Origin of the sequence: Bradyrhizobium sp. SZCCHNR1053, assembly GCF_032381235.1 — a bacterium.
Taxonomy (GTDB): Bacteria; Pseudomonadota; Alphaproteobacteria; order Rhizobiales; family Xanthobacteraceae; genus Bradyrhizobium.
Window position 1 is genome coordinate 42,755 of record NZ_JAUHJM010000018.1, and the last position, 25,928, is coordinate 68,682.

A 25,928-nucleotide genomic window follows, 5' to 3' on the forward strand; every position below is an offset into this window, starting at 1 on the left:
AGTCGGGACCTGGAGCAGACGATCTGCGCGGACCCGTTCATGTTCATGTCCGGGACGCGTGGAGAGGCTGGAGGCGCTTGGTGGAGCGCTGGAAGCGGAACCGGACGAGACATGAATTCGCGCGTACCGTGGAGTAATGAAGGCATCGACCCGTCCGTCCGTGAAAGGGCCGAGGCCGCGGCGCAACGCGCCGGCATGACGCTGAACGACTGGATCAACTCCACGCTCGGCGCATCTACCCCGCCCGACTTCCGTGGCAGCCACGCGCCGCGCAGCACGCCGACCGTCAGCCGCGATGCCCGCGAGGTGACCGACATCCACCAGCGGCTCGACTCCATCGCACGGCAGATCGAGCAGATGTCGCGCCCCGTCTCGCGCAAGGATGCGCCACGCGACGAGCAGGGCGTCGCGCGTCAGCTGAATGATGCGATCTCGCGGCTCGACGCCCGCCTGTCACAGATCTCGACGCCGCTGCGCAAGCCGGACACCGAAGACCGCTATCGTGGTCCTGACGGCGTCGAGCGCGCCGCTGCGCAGCTCTACCGGCCCGCCCAGCCGCTCAGCGCGGGTTCGTTCGACGTGGCCGTCGCTGAAATCAGCGCCCGCCAGAGCGAGCTCGACAATGCGCGCCCGCTGCCGCCGCACCAGGCGCCGCCGACCGCGCCTGCCATGGCATCCGCAGCAGCGCCGCTGATGACCCCGATCAGCGCGCCGCTGACGCCGCCGCAACCGGCCGCACCCACGCCCGATTTCTCACTGCTCGAACGCCATCTGCTGAAGATCACGAGCCAGATCGAGGCGCTGCATCGCCCCGAGGACGGCATCGAGCAGTCGATCGCCGGATTCCGCAACGAGCTCTCCGAGATCCGTCACGCCATCACCGAGGCGATGCCGCGCCGGGCGATCGAGTCGATCGAGAACGAGATTCGCTCGCTGTCGCGCCGCATCGACGAGAACCGCAACACCGGCGTCGACGGCCAGGCACTGGCCGGGATCGAGCGCGCGCTGACCGACATCCGCGAGGTCGTCGGCTCGCTGAAGCCTGCCGAGCAGCTCGCCGTCTATGACGAGGCGATCCGCAATCTCGGCGCCAAGCTCGACCTGATCCTGCGCGCCAATGACGACCCCGGCACCGTGCAGCAGCTCGAAAGCGCCATCGCGGCGCTGCGTGCGATCGTCGCCAATGTCGCCTCCAACGACGCCCTGGAACGGCTGTCGGACGATCTTCGGCAGCTGTCGTCGAAGGTCGACCAGGTCACGCAGGCGCGCGACAATCACGAGTCGTTCCATGATTCCTTTGCGGCGCTCGAACAGCGCATCGCCGCGCTGACCTCGACGCTGGAGAGCCGCGAGCCGCCGCCGGCAGCGCGCGACAACACCGCCCAGATCGAGGACGCGCTGCGCGGCCTGTCCGACCGCATCGACCGCCTGCAGGTCGGCAACGACGGCTCATCGGCGATCACCCATCTCGAACAGCGGATCAGCTATCTGCTGGAGCGGCTCGAGGCCGCCAACGACCCGCGCGGCGGCAACATGACCCGCGTCGAGGACGGCCTGCAGGACATCCTGCGCTATCTCGAACGGCAGCAGGCGACATTCGCAGCGCTGGCGGAGAGCCGGTCGCAGCGCGAAACGTCGCAGGACGGCGGCCTGATCGACATGGTCAAGCGCGAGCTGTCCGACATCCGCTTCAGCCAGACCGAGACCGACCGCAACACCCAGGACTCGCTCGAGGCCGTCCACAACACGCTGGGGCACGTCGTCGACCGCCTCGCCATGATCGAAGGCGACCTGCGCAATGTGCGCGCCACCGCGGGCCCGCCGGCCGCGCTGCCGCCGCTGGCACCGCCAATCGAGTCGCCGATGCCGGCTGCACGCGCGCCGGCGCCCCAGGCCCATGCCGAGCCGGCCAGGCCAGAGCCTGCCTACCGGCCGGAGCTGCCCAATCCGGCGGCCGAGCAGCCAGCGGGACAGATTGTCGCTCCGGCCGCGGGTCAACAGGCGTTCGCGGCCGCCTCGCGCGACTTCCACGCCGCTCAGGCGCCGGCGGCTGCCATGCCGCCGCCGATTCCGCCGAAGGCAATCGCCGACATCCTGGAGCCGCACGCGGCACAGGCGCCCCGCGCGACCATCATCGTCCCCGAGCTGCCACCGGATCATCCGCTTGAACCGGGCACCCGTCCGCCTGGCCGGACCGCATCGCCCGCCGAGCGGATCGCCGCGTCCGAGGATGCGCTGAGCGAGCTTCCCGCCGGCAAGCGGGAGCCGGTGTCGACGTCGAGCTTCATCGCGGCTGCGCGCCGCGCGGCGCAGGCCGCGGCGGCTGCACAGCCCGTTGACGCCAAGAAGGCGAAGAAGGACAAGCCGAAGGAGAAGGCCAAGGAGCCGCCCAAGGACGTCGTCAAGGAAGTCGCCAGCGACGTCGCCAAGCCCAAGGCCAAACCCAAGGACAAGCCGACGTTCGCTCTCACCGCTGAGGGTGACGAGGAGGTCTCGACCATCGGGTCGAAGATCCGTTCGCTGCTGGTCGGTGCCAGCGTCGTGGTGATCGTGCTCGGCACCTTCAAATTTGCGATGTCGCTGCTCGACAGCGGCAGCACGCCGCCGCCGATCTCGCCGATGGAAACCCAGGGCGAGGCGCCCCGGGCGCAGATGCCGTCGGCCTCGCCGGGCCTGTCGCCGCGGCCGACGACGCCCGACCAGAGCGTGCCGTCGTTGACGTCGCCGACGCCGATCGACCGTCAGTCCTACAACCGGGCCATGCCGAGCGAAGCGGAGACGATCGCGATGCTCGCGATCCCGCAGGACGTCGAAAAGCCGGCCACGGTACCCGCTGCCGTCCCCACTGATGTCACCGGCACGATCCCAACCGCCGCCAACGGCCAGAAGCTCGGTCTGGTGCAGGTGCCCGCCTCCGAGAAGCTGCCCGATGCCATCGGCGGACTGGCGCTGCGCAACGCCGCTCTGAGGGGTGATCCGACCGCCGCCTACGAGGTCGGCGTGCGCTTTGCCGAGGGCAAGGGTGTCGCGGCGAACTATGAGGAAGCCGCGAAGTGGTATGACCGCGCGGCACAGGCGGGGCTGATCCCGGCGGTCTTCCGTCTCGGCACCTTCTACGAGAAGGGTCTCGGCGTGAAGAAGGACGCCGACATCGCCCGCCGCTACTACGTCGTCGCCGCCGAGCGCGGCAGCGCCAAGGCGATGCACAATCTCGCCGTGCTGGATGCCGACGGCGGCGGCAAGGGCGCGAACTACAAGAGCGCCTCGCAATGGTTCCGCAAGGCCGCCGAGCGCGGCGTCGCCGACAGCCAGTTCAACCTCGGCATTCTCTATGCCCGTGGCATCGGCGTCGAACAGAACCTCGCCGAGTCCTACAAATGGTTCACCCTGGCCGCAGCGCAGGGTGACGTCGATGCCGGGCGCAAGCGCGACGATGTCGCCAAGCGGCTCGATGTCCAGTCGCTCGCCGCGGCCAAGCTCGCGATCCAGACCTTCACGGTCGAACCGCAGCCCGACGACGCCGTGAATGTGCCGGCACCCGCCGGCGGCTGGGATGGCACGCAGGCGATCGCCAAGGCAGCCGCGGCCAAGGCGGCGCTGGCGAAGCGCGCGGCTGCGACGGCGCTGCGCTGACGAGGGCATTTCTCTGGGCAGGCTGACGAGCGCTCGCGCGCGGCCTGCAAAATCCTCCTGGCTTGCAATCGCGCCGCCATAGTGTCGCGCGGTCGATCGATATAGGTTGTCGCGGCGGATCATCACGAGCGCCGCGAGGGAGCATCGACGCGTGTCAGCGGGGAACGAACAACACGACGGCGCGCGCTTCCTGCAGTCGCCGACGGGCCCCCGCGTGCCACCGCGGACCACGGCGAACGTCGCCCCCGCTCCGCCTCCTCGCCAACCAATCCAGCAAGTGACCGACGGCTATCCTGCGGCGTTCCGATGGCGTCGGCTGGCTTCCGTCATTTTCTTCGTTGCAATCCTACTCGGCGGGGGCATTCGCGCCTACCGCGACCTGTCGCGACCCGACGCCTGGTCGTTCTGGAAGGATCAATACATCTCGCCGAGTCTGTCGGCGGCGCTGGTCGCCGACCCCGCGCTTGCCGGGCTGGGCGACAGGCGCGCCGTGCTCGCCGTCAGCGGCCCCATCGGACCCGCGGCGGCCGGCTGGCTGCGCGAGCGGATCAGCGAGGCCCATTTCAAGCCGGGCGACCTGATCCTGCTGTCCTCGCCCGGCGGCAACCTCGACCAGGGAGTGCTGATGGGCGAGATCATCCGCGCTCACGGACTCGCCACCGCCGTCGGCGTGGCCGACAATTCCGGCCGCATCCGTCCGGGCTTCTGCGCCAGCGCCTGCGTGTTCGCCTTTGCCGGCGGGCAGACCCGCTATGGCCTCGATGGCTCGGCGCTCGGCGTGCACCGCTTCACGTCGGAGGCCCGTGGCGCCGACGCGGTCGCCGACACCCAGCGCGTGACCGGCGCCATCCTCGGCTATATGACACGCATGGGCGTATCGTCGCAGGTCATCGAGGCGATGTCGCAGACCCGCGAGATCCGCTGGCTCGATCCGAGCGATGCCGAGGCCATGAGGCTGGTGACCGCGCCGCTCAAGGCCCTCTGACGGAGCGCCCAGACCCCCACGCTCGGCGCCGGTGGATGTCACTTTGGGCGGGAATGACTGATCCCTTCGCTCCCATTTTCGGTTATGCAGGAGCCCGGCGTCCTGCTTCGCATGCGCGGGATGCTCGCTCGAAGGTTCGCAGAGGCCGCGCCGATGCAGATTTATCTTCCGATCGCCGACATCCCGGTCAACATCTTCCTGTTGCTGGCGATGGGCGCGGCCGTCGGCTTCGTCTCCGGCATGTTCGGCATCGGCGGCGGGTTCCTGATGACGCCTCTTCTGATCTTCGTCGGCATCACGCCCGCGGTCGCGGTCGCCTCGGTTTCCAGCCACATCGCCGCCTCCTCGTTCTCCGGCGCGCTGTCCTATTGGCGGCGGCGCGCGATCGATCCCTCGCTGGCCTCAGTGTTGATGATCGGCGGCGCGCTCGGCACCGGGCTCGGCGTCGCCACCTTCACCCTGTTGCGTTCGCTCGGCCAACTCGATCTGATGATCGCGCTGTCCTATGTCGCCCTGCTGACGAGCGTCGGCGGCACGATGTTCTGGGAGGGTCTGCGGGCGATGATGCGCGCGCGCCAGGGCGCGGTCGCGACCGTACGGCGTCCGGGCAGCCATGTCTGGATCCATGGCCTGCCGCTGAAGATGCGCTTCAAGCGCTCGAAGATCTATGTCTCCGTCATTCCGGTGATCGCCATCGGCCTCATCATCGGCTTCCTCGGCGCCGTGATGGGCATCGGCGGCGGCTTCATTCTGGTGCCCCTGCTGATCTACCTGCTGCGCGTGCCGACCTCGACCGTCATCGGCACCTCGATGGTCCTGACGCTCGCGACCATGATGATCGCGACCATGCTGCACGCGATGAGCAATCATCTGGTCGACGCCGTGCTGGCGCTGATCCTGATGGTCGGCGGCGTCACCGGCGCGCAGTTCGGGGCCCGCGCCGGCCAGATGATCCGCGGCGAGCAGCTGCGGTTGCTGCTCGGCCTGCTGATCCTCGCCGTCGGCATCCGGTTCGCGATCGAGCTCGTGATCAAGCCCGACGACCTGTTCACGATCCGCGAGACCGAGATCAGCAGATGACGCCGCTCCGCCTCGCCAGCCTCACCTTCATGCTGCTGCTTGCCGGCGCCGCATCGGCGCGCGCCGAGCGGCTGATCGTCTCGGTCTCCAACCATCGCGTGACGGTGACGCCGAACTATTCCGGGGAGGAGCTGGTGCTGTTCGGCTCGGTCGAGAAGGACGTCCAGACCCCGCCGGGTCGCACCGCCTATGACCTCGTCGTCACCGTCCGGGGCCCGCGCGCCGACATGGTGACGCGGCGCAAGGAGCGGAAGTTCGGCATCTGGATCAACACCGACTCGCGCCAGTTCCTCAAAGTGCCCGGCTATCTGGCGCTGTTCGCCAACCGCCCGTTCGACACGATGGCCGCGCCCGAGGTGCTGCGCCGGCAGCAGCTTGGACTCAACAACGTGCTGCTGACCCAGCGCGTCGGTCCTGACTATGCCGACGTGGTCCCGAACGACGCGTTCCGCAGCGCTTTCGTGCGACTGCAGTCGCAGCACGGCCTGTATCGCGAGGACACGTCCGCGGTGACCCTCCTGACGCCGACCCTGTTCCGTACCGGCATCCCTCTGCCCGCTGCGGTGCCGATCGGCACCTATGAGGTCGAGATCAAGCTGCTCGCCGACGGCGCGCTGGTCACCAAGACCGAGACTGCGTTCGAGATCGTCAAGGTCGGCTTCGAGCAGTTCGTTGCGAACTCAGCGCGGCAGAACGGCTTCGTCTATGGTCTCGTCACCGCCGCGATGGCACTGATGACGGGATGGATGGCCTCGATCGTGTTCCGTCGGGATTGATCTTTTCCGCCTCATTGCGAGGAGCTGGACGACGAGGCGATCACCGTCCTCACACCGGGCTCCAGAAGCTTCAGCCGCGCACCGAACCCGAGCGCATCGAAGGTCTTGCGCAGATCCTGCGCGTCCTGGCGGAAATGGGCCCAGCCGTCCGTGTGAACCGGAACGATGGCGGCCTCGGCAAACACGCGCGCGGTCTCGATCGTGTCGTTGGTGTCCATGGTGAGATGGAACGGCCCGCGTGTCTGCGCCGCTCCGGCAAAGGGCATCACGACGCTAGGCTTGAAACGCCGCGCCACCTCCGCCACACCGTCATAGAACACCGTGTCGCCACTGACATAGACGGGCGCGCCGTGCTGCGGGATCAGGACGAAGCCGATCACATCGCCCGCGAGCGGCTCGATGCCGGCGGGACCATGGCGCGCCGGCGTCGCCGCGACCGTCAATGTCCTGCCGCCCTTGCTGAGCTGCGTCGTCTGCCACGGCGCCAGCCCTTCCGCCGGCGCACCGAGCCTGCCTGCGCCGACTTCCGTCGTGAGCACGCGCGGTGCACGTGTCAGGAAGGCGCGGCCGCCGTGGTCGAGATTGTCGGAATGCTGGTCATGGCTCAGCAGCACCGCATCGACCTCGCCGATCGCCTCCGCGGTCATCGCCGGTCCAGTGAGCTTCTCCAGCACGACATGCGGCAATTCATAGCGGCCGGGAGCATCGAATGTGGGATCGGTCAGCAGGCGGAAGCCATCGATTTCGATCAGGGCGGTCGGGCCGCCGATCAGGGTGATCGCAACGCTCATGATGATGCTCCAACGGTTCGGGCCGGCGCCCGCGTGACCAGATAGATCCCGAGCGCGACGGGAAATACGCCGAGCAGGTCCTGCAGCGCCACGTGCTCGCCGAGCACCAGGAAGGCGAAGATCATCGCCAGCGGCGGCATCACGAAATGATAGGCGCTGGCGGCGGTCGCGCCGCAGACTTTCAAGAGATGGAACCAGAGCACGTAGGCCAGGATCGAGCCGCCGAGCACCAGGAAAGCAAACGCGCCGATCAGTTGCGCATTCGGCACGATCGCGTCGACGTTCGACAGGCCGAGCGCAACCGGCCACAGCACCAGCCCGGCTGAGAGGTTCTGGATGCCGTTGCCGACCCACAGGCTGCCCTTCGGGGCGAGCTGCTTGAACAGGATGGTGCCGGTCACGATCGAGGCCAGCGCCGCCAGCGTATAGAGAATACCTTCGAGCTGGTCGGTCCCGACGGACATGCGGTGCCAGACGATCATGGCGACGCCGATGGTGCCGAGCGCGAGGCCTGAGATCTTGCGCAGGGTCAGCGGCTCGCGCAGCAGCAGCGCCGCGAACACCGCGGTGAATACGGGATTGGCCGAGACGATCAGGCCGCCGAGCCCCGCCGACACCGTCTGCAGCCCGGTGTAGCCGAGACTGAGATACAGCGCGTTGTTGGCGATGCCGATGATCGCGAACACGGCCGCATCGCGCCAGCTCATGCGCAGCTCGCCCCGGACTGCCGACACCACGACAATGAGGACGCCGGCGAGCGAGAACCGCGCCGCGAGCAGCAAGAGCGGCGGGCAATAGGTCACGCCGACCTTGCCGGCGACGAAGGCGAAGCTCCACAGCAGACAGAACAGGCCGATTTCGAGCGGCAGCAGGTTCGACTTCATCGGGGTCACGGCAACCGAGGAAACGGACGACATCAGAGCTCTCCTTCGTCGCCGGTGTAGGGCTGTTCTTTCCCATTTGGAAATTAAATGATAGACTGGCATTCAGTGGTTTTCCGAATGGAGGTCCCGCGTGCTCGATCTGGACCTGTTGCGCAGCTTCGTCTCGGTGGTCGAGGCCGGCGGCTTCACCCGCGCCGGCGAGCGCGTCCACCGCACGCAGTCGACGATCAGCCAGCAGATCCGGCGGCTCGAGGAGGATCTGGGCCAGACGCTGCTCAACCGTGACGGCCGCGAGGTCACGCCGACCGAGGCCGGCGAGCGGCTGCTGTCCTATGCCCGCCGCCTGCTGGCACTCGCCGAGGAGGCCCGCGATGTCGTGGCGCGGCCCGGACCCGACGGCGCGGTGAAGCTCGGCATCCCCGAGGATTTCGCGGCCTACCGGCTCGCCAAGCTGCTCGCCGCGTTCTCGCGCGCCCACCCCGATCTGCGGCTCGACGTGCGCGCCGACCAGAGCCTCAACCTGAAGCGCGACATCGAGCGCGGCGATCTCGATCTGGCGCTGCTCAAGCGCGGCGTCGACGACACCAGGGCAGCGATCGCGGCATGGCCGGAGCAGGTCTATTGGGTGACCAGCAAGGCCCATCCCGTCGACCTCGACGCCCGCTCGCTGCCGCTGATTGGCTTCCCGCCCGGCTGCCTCTATCGGACCCGGGCGATCCATGCGCTGGAGAGCGAGGGGCGCGCCTGGCACATGGCCTACACATCGTCGAGCCTCGCCGGCATCCAGGCCGCGGTCGCCGCCGGCATGGGGCTGAGCATCCTCTCCGAAATGTCGGTGCAGTCGGAGCACCGCGTGCTGACGGCCCGCGAGGGCTTTGCGCCGATCGAGCGCACGGAGGTTGCGCTGGTCGCCTCGCCCGACGCGAGCCCGGCGACGTTGCGCCTGGCCGACCGGCTGGCCGAGTTCTGCGAGAAGGTACAGGCGAAGGCGGCGTAGCAGCGAGACGTCCGCGACTCCTGCGACCATGGCGCCACGAGCAAAGTGCATTCCCTCCCCCGCTTGCGGGGGAGGGCTAGGGAGGGGGCCGCTCCGACGGCGGTGCGCTTGGCGCCCTCTCCCCCGCAAGCGGGGGAGAGGGCGCAGCGGTGCGCGCAGCGGGCATGATCAGTCCAGCGTCGAATGATCCGTTCGACCTCTGATCACTGATCCAACTAATGAATTTCCATCATCCGACTAATAGCACCGCGCCGCGGCGATGCTGTGCAGGCGCCTATCTCCCAGCACATGCGCGATGAAGGCGCGCTTCGGAAACAGCTTGGCGAAGGCCGCGTCGCGCACGCTCAGGCCGCCGGCATAGGCGCCGAACGCCGGCATCACGGCGCGCTCGCCGTCGGAGACGAAGCAGCGTCGCTCCAAAGTGCGCGCCCGCGTCGCCACCCGCGCTTTGGGGTGCAGATGGCCGGCGATCTCTCCACGCGCGCCGGTCGGCTCGTGACGGAAGCTGATCGCGCCGACCGTGATCTCGTCGACCACCTCGCCGCCGATGCCGCGCGGCGCCGGATCGTGATTGCCCGTGATCCAGACCCAGTCGCGGCCGACCTGGAGGTTGGCGATGCAGGCGCGATCGTCACCGGTCAGGCGCGTATGCGCGTCGCGATCGTGAAAGCTGTCACCGAGCGCGATCACGGCGCGCGGATTGTAGTTCGCGACCACGGCGGCCAGCCGGTGCAAGGTCGCGGCGGTGTCGAACGGCGGCAGCAGCGTGCCGCGTGACGCGTAGCTCGAGCCTTTTTCCAGATGCAGGTCAGAAACGATGAGCAGGCGCTGCTCGTCCCATACCAGCGCGCCGGAGAGATCGACGCGCAGCGCGGTGCCGGCGACGTCCATCATGCCCGATGCGCAGAAAGTCCCCCGCAAAGCCGCCTCGCTTCTCAATCTACCCCATCGCTTCCTTCACGAGTTCCTCGGCGGCTTCCGCCAGGAGCTCGTCAGCGGCCTCGCCATAGACGGATTCGCGGCCGATTTCCAGCATCACCGGCACCGCCAGCGGCGAGACGCGATCGAGTTCCCGATGGGTGATTCGTCCCTTGATGCGCTGGAGCATATCACCGAGCCGCTTCAGATCGAGCAGGCCGGTGGCGGCATCGGCGCGCGCGGCGCGCAACAGCATGTGATCGGGCTGATGCCGGCGCAGCACGTCGTAGACCAGATCGGTCGAGAACAGCACCTGGCGGCGGGTCTTCTCTTCGGTCGTCGAACGCCGCGCGATCAGGCCGGAGATGATCGCACAGGACCGGAACGTGCGTTTCATCAGCGCCGATTCGGCCAGCCACGCTTCGAGGTCGTCGCCCAGCATGTCCGGATCGAACAAGGCGGCGAGATCGAGCCGGCCTTGGCTGACCATCAACGACATGTCGCCCAACCCCCACACCGCGAGCGCATATTCATTGGCGACGAAGCCGAGCGGCCGGACGCGCGCCCGCTCCAGCCTTCGCGTCAACAGCATGCCCAGCGTCTGATGCGCGAGCCGGCCCTCGAACGGATAGCAGACGAGATAATGCTTGTCGGAGCGCGGGAAGGTCTCGACCAGCAGCTCGCGGCGCGCCGGCACGCGCGACACGTCCTTCTGCAGCAACAGCCAGTCGCGCACCTGCTCCGGCAAGGCCGACCATGCGCGGCGATCATCCAGCAAGCCGCGGACGCGATCGGCGAGATAGGTCGACAACGGAAACTTGCCGCCCATGTAGGACGGCACCTTGGGATCGGCATCGTTGGCGCGCGACACATACACCTGGTCCTCGGCCAGCGCCTCATAGCGCACGATCTCGCCACTGAACACGAACGTGTCGCCGAGCGTGAGCCCTTCGATGAACGCCTCCTCGATCTCACCCAGCAGCCTGCCGCCGCGCGCGATCGCGCCGGTCGAACCGGCGCCGCCGCCGCGCGAGCGCACCAGCCGCACCTTCAGCATCGCCTCCTCGACGATGGTGCCGACGTTCAAGCGATAACTCTGCCGCACCTTGGGATTGGCGACGCGCCAGCGTCCTTTTGCATCCTGCTTGATGCGCGCGAAGCGCTCATAGGTCTTCAGCGCGTAGCCGCCGGTGGCGACGAAGTCGACGACATCGCCGAAATCCGCGCGCGACAGCGACGCATAGGGGGCCGCAGTGATGACCTCCACATAGAGTTCGTCGCTGAGAAACGGCTCGGCGCAGGCGCAGCCGAGCACGTGCTGCGCCAGCACGTCGAGCGCGCCGGTGCGCAAGGGCGGCGTGTCCTGCGCATTGTCGGCGATGGCATCGATCGCGACCGAGCATTCCAGCACCTCGAAGCGGTTGGCCGGCACCAGCACCGCCCGCGAAGCCTCGTCGAGCCGGTGATTGGCACGGCCGATGCGCTGCATCAGCCGCGAACAGCCCTTGGGCGCGCCGACATTGATGACGAGATCGACGTCGCCCCAGTCGACGCCGAGATCGAGCGAGGAGGTGCAGACGACGCCGCGCAGCCTGCCTGCCGACATGGCATCCTCGACCTTGCGGCGCTGCGCGACGTCGAGCGAGCCGTGATGCAGGGCGATGGCGAGATTGTCGTCGTTGATGCGCCAGAACTCCTGGAACAGCATCTCGGCCTGGCTGCGGGTGTTGACGAACACGAGCGTGGTCTTGTTTCGCTTGATCAGCTCGTACATCTCGGCCAGCGCATGGCGCGCGCTGTGGCCGGCCCACGGCAGCCGCTCCTGCGTGTCGAGCATCTCGACCACCGGCGGCGCGGCGCCGCCGGCGACCACGACATCGGCCGCGGCTATGCCACCGCTTGGCTGCGGCACCAGGAAGCGCGCGAGCTGCTCGGGCTCGGCGACGGTCGCCGACAGGCCGATCATGCGCATGTCCGGCGCAAGCCGCCACAGCCGCGCCAGCGCGAGCGACAGCAGATCGCCGCGCTTGGAGGTCACCAGTGCATGCAGCTCGTCGAGCACCACGCGCTTCAGTGAGGAAAACAGAAACGGCGCATCGTCGGACGACAGCAACAGCGCCATCTGCTCGGGCGTCGTCAGCAAAATGTCCGGCGGATAGCGGCGCTGGCGCTGCCGACGCGACACCGGCGTATCGCCGGTGCGGGTCTCGACCTTGATCGGCAGGCCCATCTCCGAGATCGGCGCCTCGAGGTTGCGGGCGATGTCGACCGCGAGCGCCTTCAGCGGGGAGATATAGAGCGTGTGCAGGCCGGCGGGTCGCGGGATGCGGTTCGCCGTCTGCTTGCTCTTTTCCGTGTTCGCGAGTTCGACCAGTGCATTCGGCTCGGTGCCGGGTGCCACCATCGACACCGCCGCCGGAGGCCCCCCTCCCCGCCCCTCCCCCACAAGGGGGGAGGGAGTGGAGAGAGCGGATGGCTTGGCAAGAACAGAACGATGCTTCGGCGCGACGGCGGAGCCGAGCTCCACCAGGGTCGGCAGGAACCCGGCGAGCGTCTTGCCGGCGCCGGTCGGGGCGATCAGCAGCGCCGAGCGTTGCGCGCGCGCCTTCTCCAGCAGCGCCAGCTGATGCGCGCGCGGCGCCCAGCCGCGCGCCGCGAACCATTCGGTGAAATGGTCGGGCAAGGCGGCGCTGTCGTCAGGCGGGACTGGTGAGACGCGGGGCGGCACCGGGGGAAGGTAGGCAGTCGCCCGCGGTTCGTCGAGGGGCGGATAGGCGCCTTAGCCTTCACGGCTGCCGTGCCAGCCTATCCTGAAGCGCCAGCGCCTCGCCACGCTCCGCCGTCGTCCCCGCGAACGCAGGGACCCATACCGCGGCATCGGTGAGACGCATACTGCCAGTCATCGTCCCAACAAAGCCGGTGGTTATGGATCCCTGCGCCGCGTGCGCAATTGCGCACTAGGCAGGGACGACAGCGGAGTTTGAGGCTGCATCCCTCGCCACATCGTCATTGCGAGGAGCGAAGCGACGAAGCGATCTAGACTGCGTCCGCGGAGGAACTCTGGATTGCGTCGCTTCGCTCGCAATGACGAATGAGACCGCTGCCCCCTACTCCGTCATCGGCTTCTCGGAGATGCTCCAGTCCTTGCCGTCGAAGATCGAGATGTAGAGCGTCTTCATCGGCGTGTAGTCGTCCGGCGTGTAGGCATAGTTGACGCCGTCGAGGAAGAACGGCGAGTGGAAGCCGGCGAGTGTCGTGGCGTGCTTCAGCACGTTCTCGCGCGTCAGCGTATCGCCGCAGCGGCGCAGGATCTCGCCCATCGACACCGCCTGGCCGTAGCCGGCATAGGCGATGGTGTTGTCGGGATCGATGCTGGGCAGGTACTTGGCGCGCAGCGCCTCGAAGCCCTTCACGTCCGGATCGTCCTTCCACTGCGGCACGCCGGCGTCCTTGGAATAGCGGATCGCGACGATGCCCTTGGCATTCTCGAGGCCGGCGGCGGACAGGATCGAACGGCCGGTCGAGCCCGCCGACAGCAGCTGCAGCGGCTTCCAGCCGAGCTCGGCCACCTTGCGGATCGACTGCGACGAGGCCTTTCCCGTGCTGATGTTGTAGAACACGTCGGCGCCGGACTTCGACAAATTGATCAGCTGCGAGTCCACCGTCGGCTCGGTGAGATCATAGGTCTGATCCATGATCACCTGCGCCTTGCCGCCGGCGTCGGCCAGCACCTTCTTGAACGGTCCCAGGAAGTCGCGGCCGAAATCGTCGTTCTGATAGAGGATGCCGATCTTGGCTTCCGGCTTCACGCTCAGCACGTGCTTGGCGAGAATGCGCGCCTCGGTCGGATAGAGCGGCAGCCCCGCCATGGTCCATTTGTAGTTCTTCGGATCATTCCACTTCGAGGCGCCGGTGTTGAGCAGCAGCTGCGGCACGCCCTTGGAATTGAGGTATTTGTGCACGGCGGTCTGCGGCGCAGTGCCGAGCGAGCCGTACAGCGCCAGCACTTCGTCCTGCTCGACCAGCCGCCGCGTCGCCTCGACGCATTTCGGTGCGCTATAGGCATCGTCCATGGTCAAGAACTTGACCTTGCGCCCGTTGATGCCGCCCTGCTCGTTGAGCATCTGGAAATAGGCTTCACCCACCCGGCCGAGCACGCCGTACAGCGAACCGGGACCGGAATGCGGAATGGTCTGACCGATCTTGATCTCGGTGTCGCTGGCGCCGGCATCATATTTCTTCTCGGCAGCCCAGACATGGGGCGACGCGATGGATGAAGCGCCGATGGTCGCAAGCGCGGTGGCGCAGAAATCGCGCCGCGTCAGATGTTTTTTCATTTTTGTCTCTCCCTAGACTACCGACATTTTTTGGCATCGGGAGAGCTGCGGCAAGAGCGAAGTTGCCGCATTGGACGCTGCGTGCAGCGCATTCAATAGCGTGTAGACTCAAGTCCTGACGGCGACCACGGCCAGCCCGCGCACCGGCAGCTGCTCCTCGGTGCGCGGCGACGCCGGCTCGAGATGGGCCAGCGTCAATCCCGCGGCCGCGATCACGCCACGGACATATTCCGCTCCATGGGCATAACGCAGCCCCTTCCCCATGATCACACCGTCGCCGTCATGGGTCTCAACGGTAAAGGTCAGCAGCCCGTCCGGCGCCAGCACACGTTGCGCCTCGCGCAGCACCGGGCCGAGGTCGCCGACATAGACCATCGCATCGGCTGCGAGAATGAGATCAGCAGACGCAACGTCCTGGCGCTGCAGCCCTGCGGTCATGTCGTCGACCTCGAGCCCGGCATAGAGCCCGGTGGCGCGCGCCTCCGCGATCATGCCGGCCGACAGGTCGATGCCGATGAAGCTGTCGACGTTGCTGGCGAACGCCGCTGCACCCAGCCCGGTGCCGCAGCCGAGATCGATCGCGCGCTTGAAATAGGCCGGCTTGCGCTCGGCCGCGCGCACCGCGAGCACGGCCTTAAACAGGATCGCCGGCGCGCGGTAGTTGAGCCGCTCGATCAGTTCGGCCTCGAAGCGCGGCGCGTACTGGTCGAACAGCGACTGCACATAGGCCTTCGGCATGTCCGAGAGCGGCGCGGCGCCGAGCTGCATCAGACGCACAGCGGCACCGTGGCGGTCATCCGGATCGGCAACGCAGGCGTTCCGGAAGGCAGAGATTGCCTTGTCGGTTTCACCGAGCGCGATCCTGATCTTGCCGAGTTCGAACCAGGCCGAAGCGAAGCTGGGGGCGACCTCGATGGCCTGCTCCATCACCTCGGCGGCCGCGACCAGGTCGCCCTTCAATTGCAGGTCGCGGGCGAACTCGTAGCGGCGGTCGGCGATCAGATCGCCGGAGGACAGGAACAGGCGGTTGGGCATGCTGGAACCATCATCGTCAATTCGGGCTTCTCATCGAGGAGATGGATGCGCGGGTCAAGCCCGCGCATGACGAGATGGAAACTGGCACGACCTGAAAACGCGTCTTGCGTGACCTATATGACCGGCATGCGCCCGCAAGACATCCTGCTGCCCGTTCCCTCCGGCCTGTGCTGCAAGGCCGGCGGCTTTCACATCGATCCCGTGCGCCCGGTCGAGCGGGCGCTGATCACCCACGGCCATTCCGATCATGCCCGTGCCGGCCACGGCGCCGTGCTGGCGACGCAGGAGACGCTCGACATCATGCGGCTGCGCTATGGCGAGAATTTTGCGGGCTCGATCCAGGCGATCGGCTATGGCGAGGAGATCAGGCTCGGCGACGTCACCGCGAGCTTTCATCCCGCCGGTCACGTGCTCGGCTCGGCGCAGATCAAGGTGTCCTGTGGCGGGACCTGCATCGTCGCATCCGGCGACTACAAGGATGCGCGCGATCCGACCTGCGCGCCGTTCGAGCTGGTACAATGCGACGTCTTCATCACCGAGGCGACGTTCGGCCTACCTGTGTTCCGTCACGGCGACGCAGCGCTGGAAGTGAACAAGCTGCTGGCCTCGGTGGCGCTGTTTCCCGACCGCGCGCATCTGGTCGGCGCGTATTCCCTCGGCAAGGCGCAGCGCGTGATCGCGCTGATCCGCGAGGCCGGCTATGAGCAGCCGATCTACCTGCATGGCGCGATGGAGAGGATCACGCGCTACTATCGGGACAAGGGAATCGCGCTGGGCGAGCTGAGGCCTGTGAAGGGCGTCAAGAAGGCCGAGCTCGCCGGCACGATCACGCTGGCGCCGCCGAGCGCGACCTCCGACCTGTGGACGCGGCGCTTTCCCGATCCCGTCACGGCCTTCGCCTCGGGCTGGATGCGGGTGCGCGCCCGCGCCCGGCAACGCGGCGTCGAGCTGCCGCTGGTGATCTCGGACCATGCCGACTGGGACGGGCTGACCGCCACCATCGCGGCGACCGGCGCAAGCGAGGTGTGGGTCACCCACGGCCAGGAGGACGCGCTGGTGCATTGGTGCCGGAGCAAGGGCCTGGCGGCCCGGCCGCTCGACCTGGTCGGCTATGGCGACGAGGAGGAGAGCGAGGTGGTGGCGACGGAGGACGCGGAGGCATGAACCGCTTCGCCGAGCTGCTCGACCGCCTCGCCTATGAGCCCGGCCGCAACAACAAGCTGCGCCTGCTGACGTCGTACTTCCGCGAGGTCGAGGATCCCGATCGCGGCTACGCGCTGGGCGCGCTGACGGGCGCGCTGTCGTTCAAGCACGCCAAGCCGGCGCTGATCCGCGAAATAATCGCCGCGCGCACCGATCCGGTGCTGTTCGCGCTGTCGTATGATTATGTGGGGGATCTCTCGGAGACCGTCGCGCTGATGTGGCCGAAGGACAGGGCGCATCATCAGCAGCTCGTTCCTGGGTACCCCCCTCCCCACCCCTCCCCCACAAGGGGGGAGGGAGCGCTGGCGCGTTCGGAGTTGCTGTCTCGGGCTGCATCGAGCATCGCTCCCCCTTCACGTCTCCCGTCCCCCACAACCGCTCTCTCCGTTCCCTCCCCCCTTGTGGGGGAGGGTCAGGGAGGGGGGGCCCCCACGGGCGGTCTCACGAGGGACCCCGCACCCGGCCACAACAACCCGCCACCGCCGACGCTGACCGAGGTCGTTACCACCCTGCGCACCCTCGGCAAGACCGAGATGCCGCGGCAACTGGCGCGCTGGCTGGATGAGCTCGACGAGACCGGGCGCTGGGCACTGCTGAAACTGGTCACCGGGGGCTTGCGCATCGGCATCTCCGCGCGCCTCGCGAAGACCGCAGCGGCCGCGCTCGGCGACAAGGACCCGCACGAGGTCGAGCTGATCTGGCCGGGCCTCGCGCCGCCCTATCTCGACCTGTTCGCGTGGCTGGAGGGCCGCGGCGACAAGCCGGTCAACCGCGATCCCGCGCCGTTCCGCCCTGTGATGCTGGCGCATGCGGTCGAGGACGACGACTTCGCCGGCATGAACGCGGCCGACTACATCGCGGAATGGAAATGGGACGGCATCCGCGTGCAGGCGGTGAGCGGCCGCGAGGCCGACGGCCGCGTCGTCACACGGCTGTATTCGCGCAGCGGTGAGGACATCACGGGAAGCTTTCCGGACCTGCTGCCATCGCTGCATCTGCCCGGCGCGCTCGACGGCGAGCTGCTGGTGGTGCGCGATCAGCGCGTGCAGAGCTTCAACGTGCTGCAGCAGCGGCTGAACCGCAAATCGGTGTCGCCGAAGCTGATGAAGGAGTACCCGATCCACTTGCGGGCCTACGACCTGCTCGGCGATGAGGACGATGACCTGCGCGAGCTGCCGTTCGCCGAGCGCCGCGCGAAGCTGGAGGCGTTCATCAAGCGCCTGGACGATCCGCGCGTCGACCTGTCACCGACCATTGCGTTCGCGACCTGGGACGCGTTAAGGGCTGCGCGCGCCAATCCCGCCTCGGCCGGGGCCGGCGACGATGCCGAGGCCGTGGAAGGCGTGATGCTGAAGCGGCGCGACGCGCTGTATCTGCCGGGGCGTCCCAAGGGGCAGTGGTGGAAGTGGAAGCACGATCCGCACATCATCGACGCCGTGCTGATGTATGCGCAGCGCGGCCACGGCAAGCGCTCGTCCTATTACTCCGACTACACGTTCGGCGTCTGGACGGCGGGAGACGGCGGCGATCAGCTGGTGCCCGTCGGCAAGGCCTATTTCGGCTTCACCGACGAGGAGCTGCTGCAGATCGACCGCTTCGTCCGCCGCAACACCACGGAGAAGTTCGGTCCCGTCCGCCACGTCGTGCACGAGCCCGGGCAGGGGCTGGTGCTCGAAGTGGCGTTCGAGCGCCTGCAGCGCTCGCCGCGGCACAAATCCGGCATCGCGATGCGCTTTCCGCGCATCAACCGGTTGCGCTGGGACAAGCCACCGCGCGACGCCGACCGGCTGGAGACGCTGGAGCGCATGCTGAAGAGCGAGACCCCGGCGTGACAGCGCGGGAACATTAAATGCCAGTAACCAGCTTGCGGCGGCGAGCCGGGTTCCCCACCTGCCCTGCCGTGCTTTATAATCGGGCTCGCGAATCCGACGAACCCGCCTGGAGACGATGACATGTCGAACGACATCAGGGACTATCCGGCCCGCGCCCGCAGCTCGGATGGCCTGTATCGCTTTCTCGGCGGCTCGCCGCTGTCGGTGGCGTTCCGGCTGGTCCTGCTGTCGATCCTGGTCGGCGTGGTGCTGTCGGCGATCGGCTTCGATCCCTTGAACATCCTGCACAGCATCCGGCTGCTGTTCATCCGGCTGTACGAGCTCGGCTTCGACGCCTTCAACTGGCTGTGGCGCTACTTCCTGCTCGGCGCCGTGATCGTGATCCCGATCTGGTTCCTGTCGCGGCTGTTCGCCCCGCGCGGCCGGTAGAGAGACGCAGCCGATGCAGCTCCGCTTCGTCGGCTGCGGTGACGCGTTCGGCTCGGGCGGCAGGTCCAACACCTGCTTCCATCTGACCGGCTTGCGCACCAATCTCCTGATCGACTGCGGCGCCTCGTCGCTGCCGGCGCTGAAGCGGCTCGGCATCGCCTGCAACGATATCGAACTGATCCTGATCACGCATTTCCATGGCGATCATTTCGCCGGCCTGCCGTTCCTGCTGCTCGATGCGCAGTTTTCGCGCCGGACGCAGCCGCTGGTGATCGTCGGCCCGGTCGGCATCGAGGCGCGGCTGACGCAGGTGATGGAAGCGCTGTTCGAGCATTCGTCGCGCACGCCGCGGAAGTTCGAACTGTCGGTGATCGAGCTCGCGCCTGAGCAGCCAACGCGCTTCGGCGCGGTCTGCGTGACGCCGTTTCCAGTCGTCCACGGCAATTCGGGCGGACCGTTTCTCGGCTACCGGATCGAGGCCGAGGGAAAGATCGTCGCCTACACCGCCGATACCGAGTGGACCGACAGCCTGATCCCGCTCGGCCGCGACGCCGACCTGTTGATCGCCGAGGCCTACACCTACGACAAGGCGGTGAAGAACCATCTCAGCCTCGCGGCGCTGGAGGGGCATCTCGGCGAGATCGGGCCGAAGCGGCTGGTGCTCACCCATATGAGCGACGACATGCTGGGCCGGCTGGACCGCATCGGCCATGTGGCCGCGCATGACGGCATGAGCATCGACCTCTAGCTGAGAGACGCGAAAGGCCGCTAAGACCAGGAGAGACGCGCTTGCCGCGCGCTTTGCCAATCAGCGAGATGTTCTTGACTGTTTCAGCCAAAATCACGACTGCGCAGGTGTTCGACATCGCGGGTCCCGCGATGATCGCCAACCTGACCACGCCGCTGATCGGCATCGTCTCGACCACGGCGATCGGCCGGCTCGGCGAAGCGGCCATGCTCGGCGGCGTCGCCATGGCCTCGGTGATCTTCGATTGCCTGTTCTGGCTGTTCGCCTTCCTCCGCGCCAGCACACTCGCCTTCACCGCGCAATCGCTCGGCGCCGGCGAGAGCGACGAGATCCTGATGGTCCTGATCCGCGGCCTGGCGCTGGCCGCCCTGATCGGCGTCACCCTGATCGCGCTGCAACTGCCGCTGGGCGCGATCATCTTCGACATCATGGGCGGCAGCGACGCCGTGTTGAGCGCGGCCCGCAGCTATTTCATCGTCCGGATATGGTCGGCGCCGCTGGCGCTCGCCAACTACGTGCTGCTCGGCTGGCTCGTCGGACTGGCCCGCGCACGGCTGGCGCTGGCCGTTCAGGTCGCGATCAACCTGATCAACATGGCCGCGACCATCCTGTTCGTCCAGATGCTGCAGGCCGGTATCGCCGGCGCGGCGATTGCCGCCGTGATCGCGGAGACGGTCGGTGTCGCGATCGGCCTGGTGCTGGCGCGCCGCTTGGTCAAAGCCGACGCCCGGATATCGCGCGCTGCGCTGCTCGACCGCGCCAAGCTGATGCACATGATGGCCGTCAACCGCGACATCATGATCCGCACCGCGGCGATGATCGTCGCCTTCCTGTTCTTCACCTCACAAGGCGCGCGTGCCGGCGACACGACGCTGGCGGCCAACGCGGTGCTGAACAATTTCCTGCTGGTGGCCGCGTTTTTCCTCGACGGGCTCGCCAACGCCGCCGAGCAGCTGTGCGGCTATGCGTTCGGCGCGCGCAACCGCGACGCCTTTTCCGGCGCCACAAGGCTGGTGCTCGCCTGGGGCTTCGGCTTCGCGCTCGCCGTCGCCGTGATCTTCGCGCTGTTCGGTCCGGTGCTGATCGACGTGATGACGGCAAACGATGCGGTGCGCCGCGCGGCGCGCGACTATCTGCCATTCGTGGTGGCCTCGCCGCTGCTGTCGGTGTTCGCCTTCGCGTTCGATGGCGTCTATATCGGTGCCACCTGGGCGCGCGACATGCGCAATCTCATGGTGGCGGCGCTGATCGTCTTCCTCGGCATCTGGCTGGCGCTGCGCGGCTTCGGCAATACGGGCCTGTGGATCGCGATGCTCGGCTTCTACGCCGCCCGCGGCGGCTTCCAGGCCGCACGCTATCCGGCGCTGCTGCGGGCGTCGTTCGGGAAGAGCCCGACTCGACCGACAATGTGAGCTGTCATCGTCCGCGAAGGCGGGGATGAAGCCGTGCGTGAATGATGCGACAGCTCGGCTGCAACTAAACCGGCCAATCCTCGGCCGTGATCGTCGCGGCGTCGGCGCCGACGATCTCCGCCAGGGAGTCACGTCCCGTGCGCAGCAGCGTCGAGGTCAGGTCGGCTTTGATGCTCTCGACCAGGCCGAGGCCCTTGTAGACCAGCGAGGAATACAACTGGATCAGGCTGGCCCCGGCGCGGATCTTGGTGAGCGCGGCGCCGCCCGTGTCGATGCCGCCGACGCCGATCAACGGGAACGCGCCCTCGACGCGCACGAAGGTCTCGGCCACCATCCGGGTCGACAGCCGGAACAGCGGCCGCCCGGACAGGCCGCCCTGCTCCTTGGCGCGCAACTGCTCGCGCAGCGAGCTGGGCCGAGCGAGCGTCGTGTTCGACACGATCATGCCGTCGACGCCGCGCGAGCGCGCGACATGGACGACGTCATCGAGTTCGGCGAGGCTGAGATCCGGCGCGATCTTGAGCAGCACCGGGGTGTCGCCGGCCTTGCGGCGGATACGGTCGCGCGCCTCCAGCACCTTGGATAGCAGCTCGTCGAGCTGAGAAGCCTGCTGCAGGTTGCGCAGGCCCGGCGTGTTGGGCGAGGAGATGTTGACGGTGAAGTAGCTCGCCACCGGCGCGAAGGTCTCGATCAGCCGGACGTAATCGGCGACGCGGTCGGCCGAATCCTTGTTGGCCCCGACATTGACGCCGACGATGCCGCCCTGATGGGCGCGGCCGGCAAGCCGCCGCAACACGATTTCGGCGCCGTCATTGTTGAAGCCCATGCGGTTGATCACCGCCTCGTCGCGCTCCAGCCGAAACAGCCGCGGGCGCGGATTTCCGCTCTGCGGCCGCGGCGTGACCGAACCGATCTCGACGAAGCCGAAGCCGAGCCGCAGCAGCGCGTCCGGCACCTCGGCGTTCTTGTCGAAGCCGGCGGCCATGCCGACCGGATTCGGGAAGTTGAGCCCGAAGGCGCGCACCGCGAGCTTCGCATCGTCCGGTCGCGGCTTGATCGCCGGCAAGAGCTTCAGGCCCTGGATGGCGAGCCGGTGCGCATCCTCGGCGTCGAGCCAGCGGAGCAGCGGCAGCGAGAGCTGGTCGAAAGCGCGGATCACGGCTTCAGGTCCGGAATGTCGTGGCCGCCATCGGCACGGCTGTGCAACTGGTGAACGGCGGTCACGGCGCCGAGATCGAGTTCGCCATACAGATGCGGGAACAGCTCGTCGTTGCGCGAGCGCTCCCAGCGCAAGCCTCCACCCAGTGCATCCGCCTCGACCTCGACCAGGAACAGCGCGCTCTGCCCGAAAAAGTGCTTCCGGGCCGTCTCCGGCACCTGGGGGGCGGTCGAAAAATGGATGAACCCGTCGCGCAGATCGTCGGCGCTGCCGCGGTACACGCCCAGCCGCTCCGCCTCGCGCCAGGCCGAAGCTGAGCAGATTTTGTAGATTTTGGGCACCTTCGCGCGGTCCTGGCTCGAGCTTGAGTTTGCTGATGTTTTCGGAGCGGCCGACCGTATCGGCAGGGGGCGGCGAACTCAAGCATCGTTTGCCCGGGACAGCCCGGCGGCCGCCCCGCTCAGGCTGCACCCGAGTGACTGCGAGTTCGCGAGGACGCAGCCGGTTCCTCAGCAAGGGTTAACCTGATTCGGTTTTCCTGTTGCGCGCGATTCGCAACCGATCATGCCCACGCTTGAACCTTTTGGAGATTGCCATGGACCGCCGCCACGTCTTGAAGGCTCTTGCGGGGCTCGCCCTCTGCCCCGCCTGCGCGACCCCGGGCTTCGCCGCCGAGGGCGCCCCGCATTGGAGCTATGAGGGCGCGACCGGACCGGCCAATTGGGGGGATCTCGATGCGGCCAACAAGGTCTGCGGCGTCGGCACCCAGCAATCGCCCATCGACATCGAGCACTCGACCCGGGCCCAACTGCCCAACTTCAAGCTGAGCTGGGCCAGGACCGCCGACACCATCGTCAACAATGGTCACACCATCCAGCTCAACTTTGCCGACGGCAGCAGCACCCTGAAGCTCGACGGCACCACCTACAAGCTGCTGCAGGTGCATTTCCATCGCCCGAGCGAGCATCAGATCGGTGGCAAGAACTATCCGATGGAGGCGCATTTCGTCCACCGCGCCGCGTCGGGCGGGCTCGCCGTGGTCGGCGTTCTCATGACCACCGGCCGGCCCAATCCCGCCTTCGCGCAGATCGTGGCGACGATGCCGGACAAGGAGGGTCCCGCGGTCAAGGCCGATCCGCGCATCAACCCCAACATGATGCTGCCGGCACGCCGCTCCTATTATCGCTATGCCGGCTCGCTGACGACGCCGCCCTGCTCAGAGGTGGTCGAATGGCTGCTGCTGAGCGAGCCGGTCTCGGTCGCGGAAGCGGACGTCACGAAATTCGCCAAGCTGTATCCGATGAACGCGCGCCCGGTGCAGAAGCTCGACCGCCGCTTCGTGCTGCACGGGGTGTAGTCAAATTCGCGGACGCCGAAAACTGCTAACCTAACACTGACCCGTCTCTCACTCCGAAAGAGAAGGAGGGATCAGCTAAGTTTCGAATTACAGAAAGCTACTCTCCTGCCACGGCTTCCAAAAAGCTTCAGCCGAGAGCGCCGAATCGTTGTTTCCCGCTATCGGGTTGACCGCCACTCCCGTTGCAAGCGCTAACCATTCCATAGCTTGCGCCGTCGCCTCGCCAAATTCAAACAGCTCTCGATAAGCAGGTTCAGGTATATTTTGGACGACACCGAGATGTGCAGTGTGCTTATCGCGAAAGTTCTTGATTTTTGGCAAGCGATGATCACCTCGACACTTTGCCCAATACTCTTCGAAGTCCGCAACCTTCTTCGGCTTATCACCGCAATCGAATATCTCTCGGGAGGTCTGGTCTGTCTTTAGTATCTCTGCGGCGGCACACAGATGCAAATCACCTTGCTTTGGCTCTGCATATGCGCGAGCGACCAAAGTAACCAAATAGCCAATCATTGCATTCCTTGCGACCGCGGCCGCTTTTGCAGCTCCTGCTTTGGACAGCTGGCTATTGATCCCCTTCGAATTCTGCACTCTCAACAGAGCGATTAACGCGTGAATTTGCAAAGCGTCGTTGAGCGCGAGTTTGGCGATCGACCTTATAGTCTCCGCTTGATGCGGTGGCCGCGGTGCCGAGCGCGCCAATGCCCCGTCGATCATCGCCACCGCATTGTTCACGCCGTAGACCGCGACGAAGGAGCCGAAACGGGGGCCCTTCTCCTGGCCGAGCAGCACCTGGTAGAGCATGTTGAACCAGTCGAGCGAGACACCGGGGCGGCCGTCCTTGCCCTTCTTGGCGTGGTCGAGGAACGGCTCGCGGCGGCCGATCTCGTAGACCACGTTCTGAATGTCCTCGGCCGTCGCGTCAGCCGGCAGGTTCGACAGCGCATCGCGCAGGTCCTGCAGCGCCACGCGCTCACCCTCGGTCGGCTCGCGGAAGGTCTTGGTCGGCGCCACGAAGTCGCGATAGTAGTTGATGGCGTAGCCGACCATCGCGTCGAGCTTGGGATGCGTCTGCGGCGTCACGCCGGGCCGGTAGCGGCCGATGAAGCCCCACAGCGTCTCGGCATTCTCCGCGTTCGACGACGACACCAAGGTCAGCAGCAGTTGGAAGGTGACGGGCATGTCGGCCTTCGGCGGCTTTCCGGAATGAATGTGCCAGACCGGATTGCCGAGCTGTTGCTTGGCGTCCTGCTTCCGAAAACCATCGAGGAACTGCTGATAGTCGTCGACGTTGCGCGGGATGACGTCGAAATACAGCCGCTTCGCCGCCTTCGGCTCGCGATACATGAATAGCGACAGCGATTCCGGCGAGGCGTAGCGCAGCCATTCGTCGATGGTCAGCCCGTTGCCCTTCGACTTCGAGATCTTCTGGCCCTTCTCGTCGAGGAACAGCTCGTAATTGAAGCCCTCAGGCGGGGTGCCGCCGAGCGCCGCGCAGATCTTGCCCGACAGCTTCACCGAATCGATCAGGTCCTTGCCGGCCATTTCATAGTCGACGCCCAGCGCATGCCAGCGCATCGCCCAGTCCGGCTTCCATTGCAGCTTGCAATGGCCGCCGGTCACCGGAACGGTCATGCGCTCCTTGGTCTCCGGATCGTCGTAGGAGATGGTGCCGGCCTTGGCGTCGTGCTCGACGATCGGCACATACAGCACGAGGCCGGTGCGCGGGCAGATCGGCAGGAACGGCGAGTAGCTCGCCGCGCGCTCCTCGCGCAAGCTCGGCAGCATGATCGCCATCACCTTCTCGAGCCGCTCCAGCATGCGCAGCAGAGCCGCGTCGAACTTGCCGGAGGTGTAGTAGTCGGTCGCGGAGGCGAACTCGTAGTCGAAGCCGAACCGGTCGAGGAAGGCGCGCAGCCGCGCATTGTTGTGAGCGGCGAACGACGGATATTCGTTGGAGAACGGATCCGGGATGCGCGACAGCGGCTTGCCCAGATGCGTGGCCAGCATGTCCTTGTTCGGCACGTTGTCCGGCACCTTGCGCAGGCCGTCCATGTCGTCCGAGAACGCGATCAGGCGGGTCTTGATCTTGTCCTCGGTGAGCACGCGGAAGGCGTGGCGGACCATGGTGGTGCGCGCGACCTCGCCGAAGGTGCCGATATGCGGCAGGCCGGACGGGCCGTAGCCGGTCTCGAACAGCACCTCGTCCTTGGGGTTCTTCTTCAGCCGGTTGACGATCGCTTTCGCCTGCTCGAACGGCCAGGCGTTGGATTGTTCGGCGAGCGCGCGCAAGTCGCTTGGGCTGGTTGGGACGAGATCGATCGTGGACATCGTGAAAAAGACTTCTCCGAA

The 25,928-nt window shown here is 66.9% G+C and carries 19 protein-coding genes and 1 pseudogene; 11 read left to right on the plus strand and 9 right to left on the minus strand.

From position 1 onward, the window contains the following. Window positions 1-111: 111 nt before the first annotated feature. The 4 genes from QX051_RS28160 to QX051_RS28175 all read left to right on the plus strand — a co-directional run bounded on the left by QX051_RS28160 (window position 112) and on the right by QX051_RS28175 (window position 6,474). Window positions 112-3,633, plus strand: a complete 3,522-nt coding sequence (locus tag QX051_RS28160; RefSeq protein ID WP_315778364.1) for a hypothetical protein — start codon at window positions 112-114, stop codon at window positions 3,631-3,633. A 151-nt stretch (window positions 3,634-3,784) separates the two neighbouring features. Further along, the gene (locus QX051_RS28165; RefSeq protein ID WP_315778365.1) at window positions 3,785-4,618 is read left to right on the plus strand and encodes a hypothetical protein; all 834 of its coding nucleotides are present in this window, start codon (window positions 3,785-3,787) and stop codon (window positions 4,616-4,618) included. Between the two features lie 153 nt (window positions 4,619-4,771). Continuing rightward, on the plus strand, window positions 4,772-5,698 hold the full coding sequence (locus tag QX051_RS28170; RefSeq protein ID WP_315735837.1) for a sulfite exporter TauE/SafE family protein: 927 nt from the start codon (window positions 4,772-4,774) through the stop codon (window positions 5,696-5,698). Further along, a complete protein-coding gene (locus QX051_RS28175; protein ID WP_315735834.1) occupies window positions 5,695-6,474 on the plus strand; it encodes a TIGR02186 family protein in 780 nt (259 codons plus the stop codon). The genes QX051_RS28170 and QX051_RS28175 overlap by 4 nt, the downstream gene beginning before the upstream one ends. Window positions 6,475-6,485: 11 nt before the next feature. Here the strand turns inward: QX051_RS28175 and QX051_RS28180 are convergent, their stop codons facing one another. Both QX051_RS28180 and QX051_RS28185 read right to left on the minus strand, forming a co-directional pair. Further along, on the minus strand, window positions 6,486-7,265 hold the full coding sequence (locus tag QX051_RS28180; RefSeq protein WP_315778366.1) for an MBL fold metallo-hydrolase: 780 nt from the start codon (window positions 7,263-7,265) through the stop codon (window positions 6,486-6,488). Next, a complete protein-coding gene (locus QX051_RS28185; RefSeq protein WP_315778367.1) occupies window positions 7,262-8,182 on the minus strand; it encodes a DMT family transporter in 921 nt (306 codons plus the stop codon). Before QX051_RS28185 ends, QX051_RS28180 begins: the two co-directional genes overlap by 4 nt. 97 nt (window positions 8,183-8,279) lie before the next feature. Here QX051_RS28185 and QX051_RS28190 point away from each other — a divergent pair, with 97 nt between their 5' ends. Beyond that, on the plus strand, window positions 8,280-9,146 hold the full coding sequence (locus tag QX051_RS28190; RefSeq protein WP_315778368.1) for a LysR family transcriptional regulator: 867 nt from the start codon (window positions 8,280-8,282) through the stop codon (window positions 9,144-9,146). A gap of 237 nt (window positions 9,147-9,383) precedes the next feature. On the opposite strand, the gene pdeM is transcribed toward QX051_RS28190, so the two are convergent. The 4 genes from pdeM to QX051_RS28210 all read right to left on the minus strand — a co-directional run bounded on the left by pdeM (window position 9,384) and on the right by QX051_RS28210 (window position 15,436). Next, window positions 9,384-10,037, minus strand: a complete 654-nt coding sequence (gene pdeM / locus QX051_RS28195) for a ligase-associated DNA damage response endonuclease PdeM (RefSeq protein ID WP_315778390.1) — start codon at window positions 10,035-10,037, stop codon at window positions 9,384-9,386. Window positions 10,038-10,086: 49 nt separating this feature from the next. After that, window positions 10,087-12,792 (minus strand): ligase-associated DNA damage response DEXH box helicase, encoded by a 2,706-nt coding sequence (locus QX051_RS28200; RefSeq protein WP_315778369.1) that lies wholly within the window; start codon window positions 12,790-12,792, stop codon window positions 10,087-10,089. Between the two features lie 379 nt (window positions 12,793-13,171). Beyond that, window positions 13,172-14,401: an ABC transporter substrate-binding protein gene (locus tag QX051_RS28205; RefSeq protein WP_315778370.1), complete on the minus strand. Its 1,230-nt coding sequence runs from the start codon at window positions 14,399-14,401 to the stop codon at window positions 13,172-13,174. Between the two features lie 108 nt (window positions 14,402-14,509). Further along, window positions 14,510-15,436 carry a methyltransferase domain-containing protein gene (locus tag QX051_RS28210; protein WP_315778371.1) on the minus strand — a complete coding sequence of 309 codons (927 nt, stop codon included), beginning with the start codon at window positions 15,434-15,436 and terminating at the stop codon, window positions 14,510-14,512. A 117-nt stretch (window positions 15,437-15,553) separates the two neighbouring features. Between QX051_RS28210 and QX051_RS28215 the strand changes: the two genes are divergently transcribed. The 5 genes from QX051_RS28215 to QX051_RS28235 all read left to right on the plus strand — a co-directional run bounded on the left by QX051_RS28215 (window position 15,554) and on the right by QX051_RS28235 (window position 21,060). Further along, entirely contained in the window at window positions 15,554-16,600 is a 1,047-nt protein-coding gene (locus tag QX051_RS28215; protein ID WP_315778391.1) for a ligase-associated DNA damage response exonuclease, read from the plus strand. Continuing rightward, window positions 16,597-18,471: an ATP-dependent DNA ligase gene (locus QX051_RS28220; protein WP_315778372.1), complete on the plus strand. Its 1,875-nt coding sequence runs from the start codon at window positions 16,597-16,599 to the stop codon at window positions 18,469-18,471. Before QX051_RS28215 ends, QX051_RS28220 begins: the two co-directional genes overlap by 4 nt. Before the next feature lie 120 nt (window positions 18,472-18,591). Then, window positions 18,592-18,900 (plus strand): DUF6460 domain-containing protein, encoded by a 309-nt coding sequence (locus QX051_RS28225; RefSeq protein ID WP_315735819.1) that lies wholly within the window; start codon window positions 18,592-18,594, stop codon window positions 18,898-18,900. Between the two features lie 13 nt (window positions 18,901-18,913). Next, window positions 18,914-19,648: an MBL fold metallo-hydrolase gene (locus QX051_RS28230; protein WP_315778373.1), complete on the plus strand. Its 735-nt coding sequence runs from the start codon at window positions 18,914-18,916 to the stop codon at window positions 19,646-19,648. A gap of 107 nt (window positions 19,649-19,755) precedes the next feature. Continuing rightward, window positions 19,756-21,060 (plus strand): MATE family efflux transporter, encoded by a 1,305-nt coding sequence (locus tag QX051_RS28235; RefSeq protein WP_315778392.1) that lies wholly within the window; start codon window positions 19,756-19,758, stop codon window positions 21,058-21,060. A gap of 64 nt (window positions 21,061-21,124) precedes the next feature. Here QX051_RS28235 and QX051_RS28240 read toward each other — a convergent pair whose 3' ends face one another. Continuing rightward, window positions 21,125-22,219: a quinone-dependent dihydroorotate dehydrogenase gene (locus QX051_RS28240; RefSeq protein WP_315735815.1), complete on the minus strand. Its 1,095-nt coding sequence runs from the start codon at window positions 22,217-22,219 to the stop codon at window positions 21,125-21,127. Beyond that, entirely contained in the window at window positions 22,216-22,560 is a 345-nt protein-coding gene (locus tag QX051_RS28245) for a DUF952 domain-containing protein (RefSeq protein WP_315778374.1), read from the minus strand. The genes QX051_RS28240 and QX051_RS28245 overlap by 4 nt, the downstream gene beginning before the upstream one ends. A gap of 254 nt (window positions 22,561-22,814) precedes the next feature. On the opposite strand from QX051_RS28245, the gene QX051_RS28250 reads away from it, so the two are divergent. Next, a complete protein-coding gene (locus QX051_RS28250) occupies window positions 22,815-23,576 on the plus strand; it encodes a carbonic anhydrase family protein (protein ID WP_315735811.1) in 762 nt (253 codons plus the stop codon). A 687-nt stretch (window positions 23,577-24,263) separates the two neighbouring features. Here the strand turns inward: QX051_RS28250 and QX051_RS28255 are convergent. Next, window positions 24,264-25,907 (minus strand): annotated as a pseudogene (locus QX051_RS28255) (lysine--tRNA ligase); the annotation flags it as partial. Window positions 25,908-25,928 lie beyond the last annotated feature (21 nt).

What these genes read in the sequence shown, in the direction of transcription:
- QX051_RS28160 (WP_315778364.1), top strand. Translation starts at nt 112, where the DNA reads ATGAATTCGCGCGTACCGTGGAGTAATGAAGGCATCGACCCGTCCGTC.
- QX051_RS28170 (WP_315735837.1), top strand. Translation starts at nt 4,772, where the DNA reads ATGCAGATTTATCTTCCGATCGCCGACATCCCGGTCAACATCTTCCTG.
- QX051_RS28175 (WP_315735834.1), top strand. Translation starts at nt 5,695, where the DNA reads ATGACGCCGCTCCGCCTCGCCAGCCTCACCTTCATGCTGCTGCTTGCC.
- QX051_RS28180 (WP_315778366.1), bottom strand. Translation starts at nt 7,265, where the DNA reads ATGAGCGTTGCGATCACCCTGATCGGCGGCCCGACCGCCCTGATCGAA.
- QX051_RS28185 (WP_315778367.1), bottom strand. Translation starts at nt 8,182, where the DNA reads ATGTCGTCCGTTTCCTCGGTTGCCGTGACCCCGATGAAGTCGAACCTG.
- pdeM (WP_315778390.1), bottom strand. Translation starts at nt 10,037, where the DNA reads ATGGACGTCGCCGGCACCGCGCTGCGCGTCGATCTCTCCGGCGCGCTG.
- QX051_RS28205 (WP_315778370.1), bottom strand. Translation starts at nt 14,401, where the DNA reads ATGAAAAAACATCTGACGCGGCGCGATTTCTGCGCCACCGCGCTTGCG.
- QX051_RS28210 (WP_315778371.1), bottom strand. Translation starts at nt 15,436, where the DNA reads ATGCCCAACCGCCTGTTCCTGTCCTCCGGCGATCTGATCGCCGACCGC.
- QX051_RS28215 (WP_315778391.1), top strand. Translation starts at nt 15,554, where the DNA reads ATGACCGGCATGCGCCCGCAAGACATCCTGCTGCCCGTTCCCTCCGGC.
- QX051_RS28220 (WP_315778372.1), top strand. Translation starts at nt 16,597, where the DNA reads ATGAACCGCTTCGCCGAGCTGCTCGACCGCCTCGCCTATGAGCCCGGC.
- QX051_RS28225 (WP_315735819.1), top strand. Translation starts at nt 18,592, where the DNA reads ATGTCGAACGACATCAGGGACTATCCGGCCCGCGCCCGCAGCTCGGAT.
- QX051_RS28230 (WP_315778373.1), top strand. Translation starts at nt 18,914, where the DNA reads ATGCAGCTCCGCTTCGTCGGCTGCGGTGACGCGTTCGGCTCGGGCGGC.
- QX051_RS28250 (WP_315735811.1), top strand. Translation starts at nt 22,815, where the DNA reads ATGGACCGCCGCCACGTCTTGAAGGCTCTTGCGGGGCTCGCCCTCTGC.